Raw genomic sequence first — 16162 nt, 5'->3', positions numbered from 1 at the left:
ATGTAAAAGTGTGGGGGCTGAACATTCGAAACAATCTAAATGACTAAGCTTACGTCGGTCTTATTCCACACTTTGATGTTGAAACTTTATACAAAAGTACAACGTTTAATTAATATACAATGCTTACGAAGAGATTCGGACCATCGAGGGGCTGCGCCCGGCCAACGTATACAGTGTCAATGCCAATTATCTTTTTTTGCAGCAGTATATGCTGTCGCTGTTCTATGAGCGCACCAGCGATTATTTCACGATGGATATGTATCAGGCAAAAGACCGTCTGGCACTTATATACCGCACGCAGAACTGGAATTATTACCAATCTTTCGGTATGAGCGCCAACATTCCGTTCAGTATCGGCGGGTGGCTGTCTTCACAGATGAATGCTACGGTGGTCAATGACCGTAACCGTTGTGACAACTTCTGGGATATTCCTTTCGACCGCAAGAAATGGGCCTGTATGCTGGGCATGCAGAATCATTTCTCTGTAGGTTCAACTCTAGGTTTTGACCTGGATGCAATGTACCGTTCAAGCATGATTTCCGGTATCAGTGATACGAGGCCTGTCTTTACGGTCAATGTAGGGGCACAGTGGAATTTCCTGAAGGATAAGGCTAGTCTGAGCTTGAACTGTTCGGATCTGTTTGATACTATGCGCATGAAGGTAAGAAACCGCCATGCGGGGCAGTACGTCGACTTGAATATGGGACAATACAGTCGTACGGTTTCAGTGAAATTCGTTTATCGGTTTGGAGGAAGTATCAGTAAGGAAAAGAAGGAAGTGGATGCTTCTCGTTTTGGAAGGTAAAACGCTCCTGATTACACTTTTTGAATGAATGTTTTTGTGTGAATTTAACCCATGAGGAAACTATTTTCAGGTATTGCGGGCAGTTTGATGCTGCTGCCCGTTTACAGTCAGCATTTGATTAAAGGAACTATCATAGACTCGGAGAATGTTGTGATGCCGATGGTGAATGTGGCCTTCCTGAATCAGGCAGATTCTTCATGACTAGGTGTAATAGGTGATAACTTTTTTTTATGAAATCCTCTCAATAATATATTATACATTTGCATACGGAAATCAATTGAACAGCTTATGTATAAATCAATCTTTCGTCCTTTACTCTTCCATATTGATGCGGAGGACATTCACAACAAAATCGTTCAGTCACTTCAGTGCTATCGTCATCTCACTCCTGTAAGAAAGATTGTCAGATCGTCATGTCATGCCGGAACTGCCGGATGGAAATGGCGAAATCTCACTTTTAAGAATCGTGTCGGACTGTCGGCCGGTTTTGATAAAGCTGCCAACTGTTTGGATGAACTCAGTGATCTGGGTTTTGGCTTTATCGAGGTGGGTACCGTAACGCCCAAGGAGGTAAAGGGAAATCCGGGCCCGCGCATCTTCCGTTTGCCCAAGGATCAGGCTCTTGTTTCAAGGACCGGATTTAATAATCCGGGGAAAGCCGTATTCTTGCACAACCTGAAAAGAAAACAGTCCGGGAAATATATTCTGGGTATCAATATCAATACCAATCGTCCGGATGATGCAGAGCAGGCAATGACAGACTTGCTGGATTTGTATCGTACGTTTGGGGCTTATGCGGATTATTATACGATTAACTGGGGAAGCATTGCTCCGGAGATATTGGGACCGGCACTTGCGGCTTTGTGGGCATATAGGCAGGAAAACAATAAGCCGGTCTTCCTGAAACTGCCGGCAGACCTTCCTCTTGAGAAAGTAGACGATGTGATCCGTTTTGCCGGTGAACACCATATCGACGGATTTATTGCATGTGGCCCTACTCAGGACCGTTCCTTGCTTACCCGTTCTGCCCAAGCCGAGATAACGGCCATTGGTGCAGGAGGCATCAGCGGATTACCGGTGCTGCAGAAATCCATGCGAATGGTAAAACACCTGTCTGAGCATGCTCCTGAAGACATGCTGATAATCGGTGCCGGTGGTGTTATCACTTCTTCGGATGCACAAGCGATGCTGAAAGCGGGAGCACATCTGGTACAGATTTACTCTGCATTCATTTATGAAGGTCCTTACATCGTGAAGCAGATGGCCAAGGCCTGCAGTGAGGTCTGATTCTCCAGAGCCGGCAATGGGCTAAAAAACGGGGGTAGTCAGATACCTCCGGTTGCTGGAAGGTGATGTGACACTTGGATTACTTTTGATAAAGAAGATTCATGCTTCCGGTTACTGAGAATATGTAGCGGATGAGGGCTGAAATGCTGCTCTCATCCGCTATATTGTTTCCTCGTGCTGTGCTGTCGACAGCTGATTTTTTCACCGAGTATCAGTCTTCGTTGGCAAGTGCCTTCCATTTGTTGCGCAGGTAAATTCCGTCAATCACACCGTCGGCAAGTCCGATAACCGGAACGTAGATATACGTGGCATGAATGATTTCTGCAATGGTAAGGAAAATGTCACCTGCCGGAACGATGACGTCGGCACGGTCGGGCTTGAGGTTGAATTTTTCCATACGCTCTGCTACCGAATACTGTTTCAGGTCATTGTGGAGCTGTTGCAGGGAAGCAACGGTAAAGCGTTGGTTCTTTTTGTCTTTCTTTTCCGACATCCGGTACAGTTTGTTGATGTTTCCACCCGAACCGATGATGTTCGTGTTGGGGTACGACTGTGCCAGTTCGTTCATATCTCCCTTCAGTCTTTCCCATTCCTCGGGTTTGACCGCATTGTTCAGGATACGTACGGTTCCGATGTTGTACGAGCGGCTGCAGACGAGCTGTCCGTTGGAAAGCAGGTTGATTTCCGTACTGCCTCCTCCTACGTCGACATACATGTAATTGCCCTTACGGTCTTCCATCGACTCTACGTGGTTGTTGTACACAATCTTTGCTTCTTCCTGACCGTCGATAATCTCGATCAGGATGCCAGTTTCCTTGGCTATGCGCTTGATGATTTCCGGTCCGTTCTTAGAATCCCGCATGGCGGAAGTCGCACACGCACGATAATCCTTTACATCGTAGATTTTCATCAGGTAGCTGTAGGATTTCATCAGCCGGAGCATGTTCTTCGCCCGTTTGCTGGAAATCTTGTTCTTTGAGAAAACATCGAAGCCCAGCCGCAGGGGAACACGCAGTAACAGTACCTTGGAGAATTTGACTTCTCCTTTCTGATTCTCTTCCAAGTGCTTGATGAGCAGGCGGACAGCATTGGAACCGATGTCTATGGCGGCATAGTTCACTCCTTTTGTCTTGAATTCCATTTCTTTGTCCATGGCGTGATCAATTAATTGTTATTTATGTGTTTTTCTGTTGGCGGTATAAATGCAATAAAGCTTGCCGTACAAATCCTCACGGAAATACGGCAAGCAAGATTGAAAAAAACTCAAGTTAAATGTTATTTGTTTTCAGCCAGATAGCTGTGGTATAATTCTTCCTGAGAACGGAAAGGACGTTCTTCGGGGCCCAGTTCGGTAAATCCGTTTTCGCCGAAGCCGTCTACGATGCGTCCCTGCAAGGTATCCTTGAGGCCGAAATCGACAATCCTTTTCAGCTCACCCTTGAGGGCCGGGTCGTAGACCGGAGTGACTACCTCTACGCGGTTGTCCAGGTTACGCGGCATCCAGTCGGCCGACCCCATGAATATCTTTTCTTCTCCTCCGGCCGCAAATATGAATATGCGTGCGTGCTCCAGGTAGCGGTCGATGATTCCGGTGATGCGGATGTTGATGCTTACGCCGGGGATGCCGGTTACCAGCGAGCAGTTGCCTCTTACAAGGAGGTCGATTTCAACTCCGGCCTGTGAGGCTTCGTACAATTTCTCTACCATGACAGGGTCGGTGATGTGATTGATCTTGATCTTGATGTAGGCGGGCTTTCCGGCTTTCCGGTTCTTGATTTCCGTATTGATCAATGAGACGAACTTGTTTTTCATCTCGTTCGGAGAAACCAGGAGCTCCTTGAACCGGACAGGCATGTATGGACGTTCAATGAAACTGAATACGGCATTCACATCGTTGACAATGCGTTTGGCCGCCGTCATCATGACACAGTCGGTATACATCCGGGCGTTTCCTTCGTGGAAATTACCGGTACTGATACAGGCAATGTCCGGACTGTTTTTCATTCCGATGTGGATGATCTTGGAATGTACTTTCAGGCCTTCTACTCCGAAAATCACCTTGATGCCTGCATCCTGCATCTTCTTTGACCAGTTGATATTGGATGCCTCGTCGAAACGGGCCAGCAGTTCGATGACTACGGTCACTTTCTTGCCGTTGCGGGCTGCTCCGATAAGGGCTTTGACAACCTTGGATTCCTTGGCCAGGCGGTAAAGCGTGATCTTGATGCTTTCTACCTGCTTGCTTACGGCAGCCTCCTGCAGGACGCGGATGAGCGAATCGAAGTGATGGTAGGGAACGTGGATGAAGCGGTCTTTGTCCTGGATTTTACCCAGCAGGCTCTTGGGGCCGTCCAGCTCTTTTTTCAGAATCGGAGTCCACTCCGGATATTTCAAGTCTTTTCTTCCACAATCGGGGAAGGTCATGAAGTCCTTGTGGTTCTGGTAGCGGCCACCGCCCAATATGGTGTCGAGGGTATCGAGGTCCAGCTTTTTCAGCACTTTTTTCATGAGGTCTTTAGGCATGGCACTGTCGTAAATGACGCGGAGAGGCTCTCCCCGTTTACGGCTCTTGACTCCCTTGGCAATTTTCTGAAGGGTACCTGCCCGGAGGTCATTGTCGATTTCCATTTCCGCATCGCGGGTAAACTTGAAGGCGTAGGCTTCGAATGTAGTGAATTCGAGTCCTTCAAATACCAGCGGAAGACAGCATCGTACCACATCGTCGAGGTACATCAGGTAGCTCTTTCCGTCATTGTCGGGCAATTGTATGAAACGGCCGCAGATGCTTACCGGAAGTTCCAGAAAAGCATAGTCGGTTGCCGCACGGGGAGCCGTACGCTGCAATTTGACTGCCAGGTAAATGTTTTCATCTGTCTCAGAATCGAGTGTCTTTACGGCCGAAAACCAGATGGGAACAATGAACCCGTTCAGTTTCTTGCGATAGTACGACTGGATAAATGCCAGTTGCTCAGGTGTCACGTTCTGGTCATTGACGATGAAGATATTTTCCTTTTCAAGTTCCGCAATGACGTTGTTGACAGTCTGCTCATACTCCTGTGCGTACTTGGAGTTCAGACGGCCGATTTTTTTGATCATTTTCTGGGCTTTCTCCTTGTCGCGGGCTGCCGACTTGTCGATGCATTCTGCGATGCGGTTCTGGGTGGCTACGCGGACACGGAAAAACTCATCCAGGTTGTTCGAATAAATACCTAAAAAAGTAAGACGTTCCAGCAAAGGGACGTGCGGACGCGTTGCCTCCTGCAGTATGCGTCTGTTGAAATACATCCAGCTGATATCTCTTTCCAGATAAGGGTAATCGTTTTTCTTCTGAGCCATAATAGTCTTTATATATATAAAGAATTGATAATGTTAGTTGAATAGTAATGATTTATATTGTATATACAAAAATAAGCAAAATGTTGGATAATAGAAAAAAAGACTCACACAAATTCTTCTACCAGGTACATGTTCGAAACATAATGATCGGGAACCAGACTTTCCAGTTCGTTTACGATGATGCTCTCGGCAGATTCGGCCCAGTTCCTGAAGTCGGGGTCCGGACGGTAGGTCTCGGCAAACTGCAGCAGTCTGTCCAGGTTGAAACTGTCGTCGCTGATACCGGCTCCGCTCTGCATGGCATCGTAGGCATTGCATTCCTGTTCGATGTGTGCCGGGACCATCATGAGGGGTTTGCCCAGGTACATGGCTTCGCAGACTGACTCAAATCCTGCGGTACTGGCATAGGCCTTGCATCCGGCCATCTGTTTCAGAAATTCGGTGTCGTCCAGCTGGTAGAACGACAGGGTTTCGTCTATTTTCTTTACTTCCGGTTCGTCCCATCTGTCCCAGAAGAAACGAAGAGGAGTGGCGGGATTGGCTTTGTGCCATTTGAGTACATATTCCGAGAATCCGGAGTTGACCATGTATCCGTGGATGTAGTCTCCTTCCTTGGGTTCCTGCTGGAAAATACTTCTCCGCAGCAGGGGAGGGACAACCCGTATCTTCTGCCGCTTGTCGTCTTTCATGCTGCGGAAGGAGAGGGCCAGGTGTCTGCAGGCACCGATGGCGGTGAGGCGGGTAAACAGGTTGAGCAGGAAGAGGTCTGCCTGCTTTTTATGAGGCAGTTTGAAGTCTTTGTGCAAGAAAAGGTACTGGTGTCCGATGCATGCCTGCGGCACAGGAGGCGCATAGAAAAAGTAGGTCAGCCCGGTCAGCAGTTCGTAAAAGTTGACCACGATGTCGGCCTGCGTCTTTCGGATGCGTTCGTTGATGTATTTGATGCTGCGCATGTATTCCGGAACCCGGTGCAGGTTGTAAAGGACACTTCCTGGAATATTCACCCGTTTGGTACTGGGAGAGGGCAGGAAGTTGGGACTTATGAATTCTTTGATGGGGGCATGGATACAGCGGATGAAAAAGCCGGGCAGGCGCCGTGACTCACTCTTTCCGACGAGCACCTCTACTACTTCGTGTCCGCTTCGGATCAATGCCTTTTCCAGGGTGATGGCCTGTGTCAGATGTCCTCTTCCTTCTCCTTGTACGATAAATAAAAATTTCATGATGCTGCAGATATGAGGGTCATTTTTTGATTGTAGGTGATTACTTCACTGATGTCGGTGTAGTTCATTACTTTCCATGTGCCGTTCTCGTCTTCGGTCAGGGCCGAAAGGGTTTCTACCCAGTCGCCTGAGTTGAGGTAATGAATGCCGTTGATCATCTTGTCTTCCGGATGGTGGATGTGGCCGCAGATGACTCCGTCGCATTCGTGCTTGCGGGCAAAATCGACCAGCACATTCTCAAAGTCGGAGATATAGGATACGGCAGACTTTACTTTCTGCTTGATGGCCTGTGACAATGAGTAGTAGGGCTTGCCGCGCTTCGCACAATACCGGTTGTACATGCCGTTCAGCCACAGCAGCAGCGTATATCCCACATCGCCTAGCTGGGCCAGCCACTTCATCTCGGTAGTCACTTTGTCGAATACGTCACCGTGAGTGACGAAATAATGCTTTCCGTTGCTTTCCAGTACATAATCCTTGACGATGCGTATGTTGGCAAACTGAAGCGACACGAGGCTGTCGAGAAAGTCGTCGTGGTTCCCCCGGACATAGATGATTTCAGTTCCGCAGTTTTCCATCATCTTCATGATGATCTTGAAAAAACGGGTATGCTGAGGCTTCCATTTCTTGATACCGGATTTCCGCAGGTGCCATCCGTCGATGATGTCTCCATTCAGAATCAGACGGTCGCAGTTGACTGTACTGAGAAAATCACTTACTTCATCTACTTTTGAGTGTGTGGTACCCAGATGAATGTCTGACAATACAATTGTCCGGTAATGTGGTCTTAGTTCCATATAAAATCCTTTCTTTAATCGCACCACAAAGTAAGAGAATGAGTGTTACAATGTAGTGAACAAAGTGTTACTTATATGAAACATTTTCCGGGAGGAGGCTTTATCTGTGCTTCATATTGCCGTATTCGTGGGTCCGCTCTTTGTATACTGAAAAATTATCAGTATATTTGCACCAGTATAGAATCTATATTTTTACAGAATACATAATATGCAGGAAAAAATTATTATTCTCGACTTCGGTTCACAGACCACGCAGCTGATTGGTCGCCGTGTACGTGAATTGAATATGTATTGCGAGATTGTACCCTACAACAAGTTTCCACACAATGATCCTTCTGTGATTGGTGTCATCCTATCGGGAAGTCCTTTCTCAGTGTATGACGAGAAGGCTTTCAAGGTAGACTTGACTGATATCCGGGGTAAATATCCGATTTTAGGTATCTGTTATGGTGCCCAGTTCATGTCGTATATCAATGGAGGTAAGGTAGAACCGGCAAATACACGTGAGTATGGCCGTGCGCATCTGACCAAATTTGATCATCAGAATCCTCTCTTGAAGGGTGTGCGTGAAAACTCTCAGGTATGGATGAGTCACGGTGATACCATTACTGCGATTCCGGAAAACTTCGAGATCATCGCTTCTACCGACAAGGTAAGTATTGCGGCTTATCAGGCAAAGAATGAAAAGCTGTGGGGTGTGCAGTTCCATCCGGAAGTGTTCCACAGTGAAGACGGAGCCTTGCTGCTGAAAAACTTCGTAGTGGATATCTGTGGCGGAAAGCAGGACTGGAGTGCCGACAGTTTTATCGAATCAACGGTTGCCGAACTGAAAGCACAGCTGGGCAATGACAAGGTGGTACTCGGATTGAGCGGTGGTGTAGACTCATCGGTTGCGGCTGTACTGCTGAACAAGGCTATCGGCAAGAATCTGACTTGTATCTTCGTAGATCATGGTATGCTGCGTAAGAATGAGTTCAAGAACGTGCTGCATGACTATGAATGCCTGGGCCTGAACGTAATCGGCGTGGATGCCAGTGAAAAGTTCTTCAAGGAACTGGAAGGCGTTACAGAACCGGAACGCAAGCGTAAGATTATCGGTAAGGGCTTCATCGATGTATTTGATGCAGAAGCTCACAAGATACAGGATGTGAAATGGCTGGCTCAGGGAACAATCTATCCTGACTGCATCGAATCACTTTCTATCACAGGTACGGTAATCAAGAGTCACCACAATGTGGGTGGTTTGCCGGAAAAGATGAACCTGAAACTGTGCGAACCTTTGCGTCTCCTTTTCAAGGATGAAGTCCGTAACGTAGGACGTGCGCTGGGTATGCCGGAACATCTGATTACCCGTCATCCGTTCCCGGGTCCGGGCTTGGCTGTTCGTATTTTGGGTGATATCACACGTGAAAAGGTACGTATCCTTCAGGATGCCGACGATATCTTCATCCAGGGTCTGCGCGACTGGGGATTGTATGACCAGGTATGGCAGGCAGGTGTGATTCTGCTGCCGGTACAGAGCGTAGGTGTAATGGGTGACGAACGTACTTATGAACGTGCAGTTGCACTGCGTGCCGTAACAAGTACCGATGCGATGACTGCCGACTGGGCTCACTTGCCTTATGACTTTATGGCGAAGGTTTCCAACGACATCATCAACAAGGTGAAGGGGGTTAACCGAGTATGCTATGACATCTCTTCAAAACCACCTGCCACAATCGAGTGGGAATAAAGAATTCCTTGTTTAAGTATATTTTAGGAGAGGCTGTGTCTGTGGACATGGCCTCTTTTTTTGTCTCTGCAGGAAAAAAGATGTGAATGAATAGCCGGAGTCGGGATATGGTAATCCCCGCTGCAAAGAGTATTGACTCTGTCTCCGGATGATGTGCCGTTTCCGATACCCAGTTCAGGGAGTGACGGCAGGAGAGGGTTGCAGCGGGGATACTTTTTCCGGGAAAGGCATTCTGAACTGTCTTTCCAATCGGAATTCTATCTTTTAATCAATAAATCTTTTGGTCAGGTTGCCAAACTCATCAATGCGGCGGTCGCGCAGGAAGGGCCACCATCTGCGGACGTTCTCGCTGCGGTTCATATCGATTTCCACTACCAGATTTTCTTCTTTCATGTTGCTGGCCTGTGCGATGATTTCTCCTTGCGGTCCTGCTACAAAACTGTTGCCCCAGAACTGGATACCGTTTGTCTGTCTGGACGGATCGGGCTCGTGACCTACACGGTTTACGGCAATGACAGGCAATCCGTTGGCAACGGCATGTCCGCGCTGTACAGTCACCCACGCTCCAAGCTGGCGCATTTTCTCATCCTGTGTATCCGTACTTTCCCATCCGATGGCAGTAGGGTAGATAAGGAGTTCTGCCCCCTTGAGCGCCATCAGTCGCGCTCCTTCCGGATACCACTGGTCCCAGCATACCTGCACTCCCAGCTTACCGATTGAAGTCTGGATAGGTTCGAATCCGAGGTCTCCCGGTGTGAAATAGAACTTCTCATAATAAGCCGGATCATCCGGAATATGCATCTTACGGTATTTGCCGGCGATGCTTCCGTCGCTGTCAAATACTACAGCCGTGTTATGATACAATCCGGGAGCACGCCGTTCGAACAGAGAAGTCACCAGTACGATGTGGTAAGCCGCAGCGATTTCACTGAAGAAACCGGTTGACGGGCCCGGAATCGGTTCGGCCAGATCAAACAGCGATGTATCCTCTGTCTGGCAGAAATAAGGCGTATTATGCAATTCCTGTAACACCACCAGATTGGCTCCGGCCTGTACGACTGAAGCAATGTTGCGGTGAATTTTCTCCAGGTTAAGTTTCAGGTCGTTTGTACATGATTGCTGTACAATACCTACACGGATAACTCTTTTCATATTCGTTTTGTTTATATGGTTTTTTATTTCTTTGCGGTTCGGGGATACTGCATGGTGACACAGTGCAATGAGCCATGCTGTTTGATCAATGCCCTGCAGTCGACACCTACGATTTCTTTTCCCGGGAATGCCTCCTGCAGTACACACGCTGCCTTGCGGTCATTCTCCGGCTGGTCATACGTCGGATATAATACGGCATCGTTCATGATGAGGAAGTTGGCATAAGTGGCGGGAAGTCTTTCTCCATCCTCATCAAAGATGGCTTCCGGCATGGGAAGTCCCAGCAAGCGGAAAGGTTCGTTGTCCAGGGTGCGGAACTCCTTGAGCTGCTCTTCCATCTTTTTCAGTTCCATATAGTGTTCATCCTCCGTATCCGTACATTGTACGTAACAGATGGTATGGTCGGGACACAAACGTGCCAGCGTATCGATATGACTGTCCGTATCATCGCCGGCCAGGTATCCATGATCCAGCCACAAGACCTGCTTCAGATTAAAGCTCTTTTTCAGGTAATCTTCTATCTCCTGCTTGTCGAGGGTATCGTTGCGGTTGGGAGCGAGCAGACACAGTGACGTAGTCAGCAGCGTACCTTCACCGTCGCTTTCTATCGAACCACCTTCCAGTACAAAGTTTCTGCAATTCTGATAAGTACCGTTGAGCAGTGAACCCTTTACCAACTGTGAGTTGATCAGGTTGTCCTTGCATGCGGCAAACTTCATACCCCATCCGTTGAAGCAGAAATCCACGAGTCTGACCTCCTCCTGTTCGTTGAGCAATGAAATGAAACCATGGTCCCGGGCCCAGGTGTCATTGGTCGGACATTCCACATAGAACACATTCTCCTTGAACTCAAAGTTTTCCAGTGCCTTCGGAAACTCCGGAGCCACCAGCAACAGCGGCTGTCTGGAAGCTATTTCCCGTGCCAGATTCAGAAAACACTCTTCCACTTCATCAAGCATATAGCTCCAGTCCGTACCCTGATGCGGCCATGTCAGTTGTATAAAACTCTGCGGATGCCATTCGGCAGGTAAAAAATAGTTTTTGCTATCCATTTTTATTTATATAGAAAATTGATATGATTAATTGAATACTGTCTGTTTATACTTATTCCTTTTCTCCCTCTTCATTGAGGATGGCTTCTCCAGCAGGCAATGCACTTTTCTCCTCCTTGCTGCTTCTTTTCCGGTTCCTTCGGTTCTTCAGCATCAGCCAGTCGATCAGTTCCCGCCAGTTGGTAAAATCCTTCTTGTAAATCAGACCGATGCCCTGCGTGGTCAAGGTCGACTTGGTGAAATACCTGTCGTTGGTCTGGTTATACCCCCTCAGCCGGAACTCGCCGTTCTTGGTCAGCAGCCAAATCGCCTCGAAGTCTCCGATGAAGTTCGTGTTTCTCATCGGATTATCCCGGTAGCCGAAATTACCGTTGATGATCAGCCGGTTGTTCAGCAACCTTCCCGACAGGATAGCTTCCGCTTCTACGTCCGTCCATCCCTTGTCTCCCGTACTGAGGTTCGTACCGAAGTTCCAGTTCTGGCTGTCGATTACCTGCGAGAGAATGTTGTTCAACTGTCCCGACAGGGTACTGAACGCCAGTGAACTGGTAGCATCCGACTGGTTGGCGTTATTGGCATAATCGTACGTATAGAACTTTCCGATACCCAGCAGGTAGATAATCTGCGTATTCATCTGTTCCTCCGTATTCGTCAGACTCTTGACCAGTTCCCTGTCTTCGTCGCTTACCGTCGGCAGCTCCAGGTCGAAACTCAGTGCCGGTGCCGTCAGATTTCCCTTCAGGTTCAGCAAGCAGTTGACCTTCACATTGCTCTTGTTGGATGCAGCATCCGGTATCAGGTCGTTCAGCGAAGCCGAGTTCACCGTATACACCGCCTGCACATTCAGGTTCGCCTTTTTCGGGTCCCCATTGAAAGAAACACTACCTCCCGGTTGCAAGGTGAAATCCTTACGGATCACATTCTGCATACTCATCTTGTAGATACCCTCTTCAATGTTATAATTACCGAAAATCTGGAAATCTCCCTTATTATAGAAATTGATTCTCAGGTTTCCACTTCCTTTTGCCGATATATTGTCGCCAGCTGCCGGGTCCATGACAATCCTCATGGTCGCCGTAGGCGTCGCATCAATCTGCAGGTTGATATGGATATCCGTTTCCGGCCCCTCATCCTCTTCTTCCGTCTCAAAGCGGTTCATATAATGATACACCTCCGTATCCACCTCTTCCTGCTTCCTTCTAGGCGTTTTATCGACGAAAGTAATAAACTGGTTGCTGGTCGCTTCCGCCGCCGTCGAAGTCACATAAGTAAATGTCGTTTGCGGATCGGTTCTCATGGTTCCGTCCACGTTCAACGCATTGTTGCCTCCATTCAGATGCACCTGTCCGGTCGTATAGATTTTTCCGTAAAAAGGAAACTCCGGCGTCTCCTTTTCCGTATGATATACCAGCATATTGTTCGTCTGGAAACGGAAGTTATAACTCAGATTCTTTAATTTCGTATGATTCAAGTTGCCGTTACACCATCCGCTGTGTCCCTCATTGTCGGACATGCGGACCGAACGAAAGGCAAAGTGCCCCGGCTCAATCAATACCGAGTCGGTCTGCGCATGAAAATACGTATTCAGGATACTTACCTTTATACTTGCCTCCGCCTTTGCCTTTCCCTCCAGGTCGAGGGCTGCAAAAGGACCGAACAGCCGGACATTACCGAAAGCCCTGCCTTGAATATCCCCGAAGATATTATCGACAAAACGCTTCAGAAAAGCCAGGTTCGTGCCACCAGCCTGAATATTCAGGTCCAGCCCCTTCATCTTCGGAGAAATATATCCGTTCACCCTGGTGAAATAATTCTCATTCTCATGAATGTCGGCATCCAGCCGGATACCTCCCAGTTTATTATCCCATTTTCCGATGATATCCGCCTTTCCCAGCAAGGCACCGTTCAACTTGAAATTCTCGACATCCAGTTCTGCCAGCAGTTCCGGATCCTCCATTACATGCTTCAAGACCGCCTTTCCGCTGGCCATTCCTTCAAAATCCACCGCATGGAACTGAATCAGGTCCATTACATACTGCAGGTTGATATTGCTCAGATCCACCAGGCACGAATCCTCCTTCTCCTTGCCGATCACACCGTTCGCCTTTACGTACTGGTCTTCGTGCTCGAACAGGAAATTACGTATTCTTATCCCGTGCGGACGCGTCTCAATCCGGGCCGGATGTACCCTCCAGGGCACGTCATTCAGGATGACTTCCCCCGGATGAATAATGATATCCGCAGCCAGTTTTCCCTTTTTCTCCGTCGACTTGAAGATGGTCGTCGTTTGCACTTTTCCGCTGAACGTCGCATCCGTATTATTGCCCCAGTTTACGGTAGAGTGCAGGGTATCTCCCTTTACATACGCCTGTGCCGCCAGGTTCAGCATAGCCCCCTTCTTCAGCCGCTTGTTGATTCTCACCTGCGTCTTCAGTGCCTTCTCATCCGTATTGTCACAAAGCAATACACCCGATTCAAAATAATCCCCACCATACACAAACTCCGGCAGATACGCCCTGAGCTGTATCTTGTTCTCCATGTCATTGACAGAACCCGTCACACTGGCAGGCATGTTCAGCGACAGGGGAATACCTAAAATACCCTCGTACAGCCGGCTCTGTTCCACCTTCAGTTCGAATTCGAAATTATTCTTCGTCTCCGGCAGCTTCCGTCCCTTGTCCACCAGTGACGGAACATATTTCTGTGCCACCTTCAGCATGCTTGTCGGCACCGTCCGGTAAGAATAGTTACCCGTAATCTGTCCGTTGATAAACGGAGAGCGGATGCGAATCTGCTTCTGCTGCTGGTCGGCCGACAAGTTTTCCGCCACAATGTCGAAATGGTCCATCGAAAAATTCTCCTCTGCCACCGACGAGAGAACCAACAGGTTCCTGATACCGATTTTCCCCTGGATGTCATCAATCGAATGACCGTGGAAATTAGCCGCCACATCCACCGAGAAGTCAGCATCCTGAAACCTCGATGACAACCCCAGCGCATGCGGCCGCAGATGCCTGATGCTGGCTGTCAGATTATATTCTGGGACCTCTTGACGAGTCGCAAAACTTCCGTTGATATTTATGTTTCCGTTCGGGTCATCCAGCGCAATCTGTCCGTTGAATCCTCCCGGCTGATAATGTCCGTTCAGTGTGATATTCTTGTATTCGTACTGCTTGTATGTCAGCGAATAAATCGTTCCTTTTACGTACGACATCGTTTGCGCGCCACTGTATCTGAATCCCTGCAGCTCGATGTCAAATGCCGTCTTTCCCCAGGTCTGCTCCTGTCCCAGCAGGACACCCATGTCCAGTTCTCCGCTGCTGACCTTACCCGAATACGAGCGATGCTTCAGGAGAGTGTCGGCATGCATGGTGATGTTCGCATTCACCGTTCCCGCCGCCGTAGTCAGCGTGCCCTGCGTATTCAGCCGGCTCAATTCTCCCGACAGGCTGCCCTTGAAAAACACATTGCCCAGCCGTTCCAGGATACCCGGCATCTCCTCTTTTCCCGTCAGGTTATGCATCAGCCAGGCATTTCCCTGCTGAGTAGCCTTCAGCTGCAGGATATCCCCCTGCAGCACCGCATTCTCCTTTTGGTTCCATTGTGCTGCCGATCCCCGGGCCTCCACCACAATCGACTGCTCCTCGTTGCTTACATGCAGTCGGCTGCATTCCACGAAATCTCCTTTACCTCTCAACTCGACCTTCAGGTTGATGGCCTCCTGGAAATTCTCCAGTGCCGGAACAAAAGCCTTCAAGTCACGCGGCACAATGTGCGCATGCAGTCGGGTCATGTACTCCACCTTCGGCTGCAGGGCAATCAGGTTCGGAAACTGATCGTACCGTGCCGACAGCGTATCAATCACCAGTGTCGTCTCCGGCAGTCCCAGTTCCACCTGGTTTGCATGAAACGCCTTCCGGTTTCCGGTCACCTTCATCGCCAGTCGCTTCACCTTGAATCCGCTCTGTTCTCCGAAACTCATACGCTTCACCTGCACATTCAGCGAGTCATTCGTCAGCGCCTTCAGCGACAAGGTTGCCGAAAGTCCCTGAATACCGATGTGGTTCGCATTGAATTTCTGCGGAGTCTCCGGTTCCGACCACACGTCATAATTAATCTCCCCCCGTCGTATCAGTACCGAGTTGATACGCAGGTCCAGCGGCACCTTCGAAGTCTTTTCCTTCTTAGGAGCGAAGGCATCCAGAATAAACTGGAAGTTTGTCTGCTCCTGCAGCGAGTTCCGTGTCAGCCGTGCATTCAGTCCGAACAACTGCACGCTGTGAATCCGGATCCTGCCATGCAGCAGTTCCGGAATGTCAAATTTCGCCGACAGACGGGAAATCTTCAGCAAGTCCTTTCCCTTCTGGTCATTGACATGCACATTCTGTATGATAATCCGGTTCAGCAGTCCCAGATCAATGTTTCCCACACTCACCTCCGTGTGTATGAGTTCCCCCAGCTCCCGTGATACAATCACCGACAACTGCCTCTGAACATACGGTAAATTCAGAAAAGCGATGATGCCGAAGTAGCACACCAGCAGGGTGATGATAAGGGTCCGTACGATATGTTTGATAGGAGTACTTTTGCTCATTGCTGTAGTCATGTCGAAAAATTAATCAAAAATACGAATATTGCATGAGTTGACCTTGCATTGTCGTATTTATTTTATGATTTTTAAAATGTAGAAACTCCGGTTTTCTGCTCCGGATTTACCTTTATAATGTGATATGTCGTGGCTATAAACGAAGAAAAGAGGCTGTCGGGGAATGTACGGC

The 16162-nt window shown here is 48.6% G+C and carries 11 protein-coding genes; 4 read left to right on the top strand and 7 right to left on the bottom strand.

Translation table 11 applies throughout. From position 1 onward, the window contains the following. Window positions 1–112 precede the first annotated feature (112 nt). From H3001_RS09590 to H3001_RS09580, 3 genes are all read left to right on the top strand, one after another. Window positions 113–805, top strand: a complete 693-nt coding sequence (locus H3001_RS09590) for an outer membrane beta-barrel protein (protein WP_317170763.1) — start codon at window positions 113–115, stop codon at window positions 803–805. A gap of 51 nt (window positions 806–856) precedes the next feature. Next, complete coding sequence (locus H3001_RS09585; RefSeq protein ID WP_181214792.1) at window positions 857–1006, top strand: hypothetical protein; 150 nt, start codon at window positions 857–859, stop codon at window positions 1004–1006. A gap of 87 nt (window positions 1007–1093) precedes the next feature. Further along, the gene (locus H3001_RS09580) at window positions 1094–2092 is read left to right on the top strand and encodes a quinone-dependent dihydroorotate dehydrogenase (RefSeq protein ID WP_181214791.1); all 999 of its coding nucleotides are present in this window, start codon (window positions 1094–1096) and stop codon (window positions 2090–2092) included. A 211-nt stretch (window positions 2093–2303) separates the two neighbouring features. On the opposite strand, the gene H3001_RS09575 is transcribed toward H3001_RS09580, so the two are convergent. The 4 genes from H3001_RS09575 to H3001_RS09560 form a co-directional block, all read right to left on the bottom strand. After that, window positions 2304–3245: a Ppx/GppA phosphatase family protein gene (locus tag H3001_RS09575; RefSeq protein ID WP_246368543.1), complete on the bottom strand. Its 942-nt coding sequence runs from the start codon at window positions 3243–3245 to the stop codon at window positions 2304–2306. Between the two features lie 122 nt (window positions 3246–3367). After that, window positions 3368–5428, bottom strand: a complete 2061-nt coding sequence (locus tag H3001_RS09570) for an RNA degradosome polyphosphate kinase (protein ID WP_219915859.1) — start codon at window positions 5426–5428, stop codon at window positions 3368–3370. A 104-nt stretch (window positions 5429–5532) separates the two neighbouring features. Next, complete coding sequence (locus tag H3001_RS09565) at window positions 5533–6651, bottom strand: glycosyltransferase family protein (RefSeq protein ID WP_181214790.1); 1119 nt, start codon at window positions 6649–6651, stop codon at window positions 5533–5535. Continuing rightward, window positions 6648–7448 carry a UDP-2,3-diacylglucosamine diphosphatase gene (locus H3001_RS09560; protein ID WP_181214789.1) on the bottom strand — a complete coding sequence of 267 codons (801 nt, stop codon included), beginning with the start codon at window positions 7446–7448 and terminating at the stop codon, window positions 6648–6650. Before H3001_RS09560 ends, H3001_RS09565 begins: the two co-directional genes overlap by 4 nt. A gap of 208 nt (window positions 7449–7656) precedes the next feature. On the opposite strand from H3001_RS09560, the gene guaA reads away from it, so the two are divergent. Beyond that, window positions 7657–9180 carry a glutamine-hydrolyzing GMP synthase gene (guaA, locus tag H3001_RS09555; RefSeq protein ID WP_181214788.1) on the top strand — a complete coding sequence of 508 codons (1524 nt, stop codon included), beginning with the start codon at window positions 7657–7659 and terminating at the stop codon, window positions 9178–9180. 264 nt (window positions 9181–9444) lie between these two features. Here the strand turns inward: guaA and H3001_RS09550 are convergent, their stop codons facing one another. Genes H3001_RS09550 through H3001_RS09540 form a run of 3 tightly spaced genes read right to left on the bottom strand, consistent with a single transcriptional unit; the run spans window position 9445 to window position 15990 of the window. Continuing rightward, window positions 9445–10332, bottom strand: coding sequence for a carbon-nitrogen hydrolase (locus H3001_RS09550; protein WP_178244334.1), 888 nt, complete (start codon window positions 10330–10332; stop codon window positions 9445–9447). Window positions 10333–10355: 23 nt separating this feature from the next. Beyond that, window positions 10356–11384, bottom strand: coding sequence for an agmatine deiminase family protein (locus H3001_RS09545; RefSeq protein ID WP_178244335.1), 1029 nt, complete (start codon window positions 11382–11384; stop codon window positions 10356–10358). A 52-nt stretch (window positions 11385–11436) separates the two neighbouring features. Then, the gene (locus H3001_RS09540) at window positions 11437–15990 is read right to left on the bottom strand and encodes a translocation/assembly module TamB (protein WP_246368542.1); all 4554 of its coding nucleotides are present in this window, start codon (window positions 15988–15990) and stop codon (window positions 11437–11439) included. Window positions 15991–16162 lie beyond the last annotated feature (172 nt).

The sequence above is a fragment of the Phocaeicola faecicola genome, assembly GCF_013618865.1.
GTDB classification, from domain to species: Bacteria; Bacteroidota; Bacteroidia; order Bacteroidales; family Bacteroidaceae; genus Phocaeicola; species Phocaeicola faecicola.
The sequence above is the reverse complement of the archived record's forward strand: the minus strand, read 5'-3'. Positions and strand labels throughout refer to the sequence as shown.

Excerpts from the sequence above, each read along its gene's own strand:
- H3001_RS09585 (WP_181214792.1), top strand. The coding sequence starts at position 857 with ATGAGGAAACTATTTTCAGGTATTGCGGGCAGTTTGATGCTGCTGCCC.
- H3001_RS09580 (WP_181214791.1), top strand. The coding sequence starts at position 1,094 with ATGTATAAATCAATCTTTCGTCCTTTACTCTTCCATATTGATGCGGAG.
- H3001_RS09575 (WP_246368543.1), bottom strand. The coding sequence starts at position 3,245 with ATGGACAAAGAAATGGAATTCAAGACAAAAGGAGTGAACTATGCCGCC.
- H3001_RS09570 (WP_219915859.1), bottom strand. The coding sequence starts at position 5,428 with ATGGCTCAGAAGAAAAACGATTACCCTTATCTGGAAAGAGATATCAGC.
- H3001_RS09565 (WP_181214790.1), bottom strand. The coding sequence starts at position 6,651 with ATGAAATTTTTATTTATCGTACAAGGAGAAGGAAGAGGACATCTGACA.
- H3001_RS09560 (WP_181214789.1), bottom strand. The coding sequence starts at position 7,448 with ATGGAACTAAGACCACATTACCGGACAATTGTATTGTCAGACATTCAT.
- guaA (WP_181214788.1), top strand. The coding sequence starts at position 7,657 with ATGCAGGAAAAAATTATTATTCTCGACTTCGGTTCACAGACCACGCAG.
- H3001_RS09550 (WP_178244334.1), bottom strand. The coding sequence starts at position 10,332 with ATGAAAAGAGTTATCCGTGTAGGTATTGTACAGCAATCATGTACAAAC.
- H3001_RS09545 (WP_178244335.1), bottom strand. The coding sequence starts at position 11,384 with ATGGATAGCAAAAACTATTTTTTACCTGCCGAATGGCATCCGCAGAGT.
- H3001_RS09540 (WP_246368542.1), bottom strand. The coding sequence starts at position 15,990 with ATGACTACAGCAATGAGCAAAAGTACTCCTATCAAACATATCGTACGG.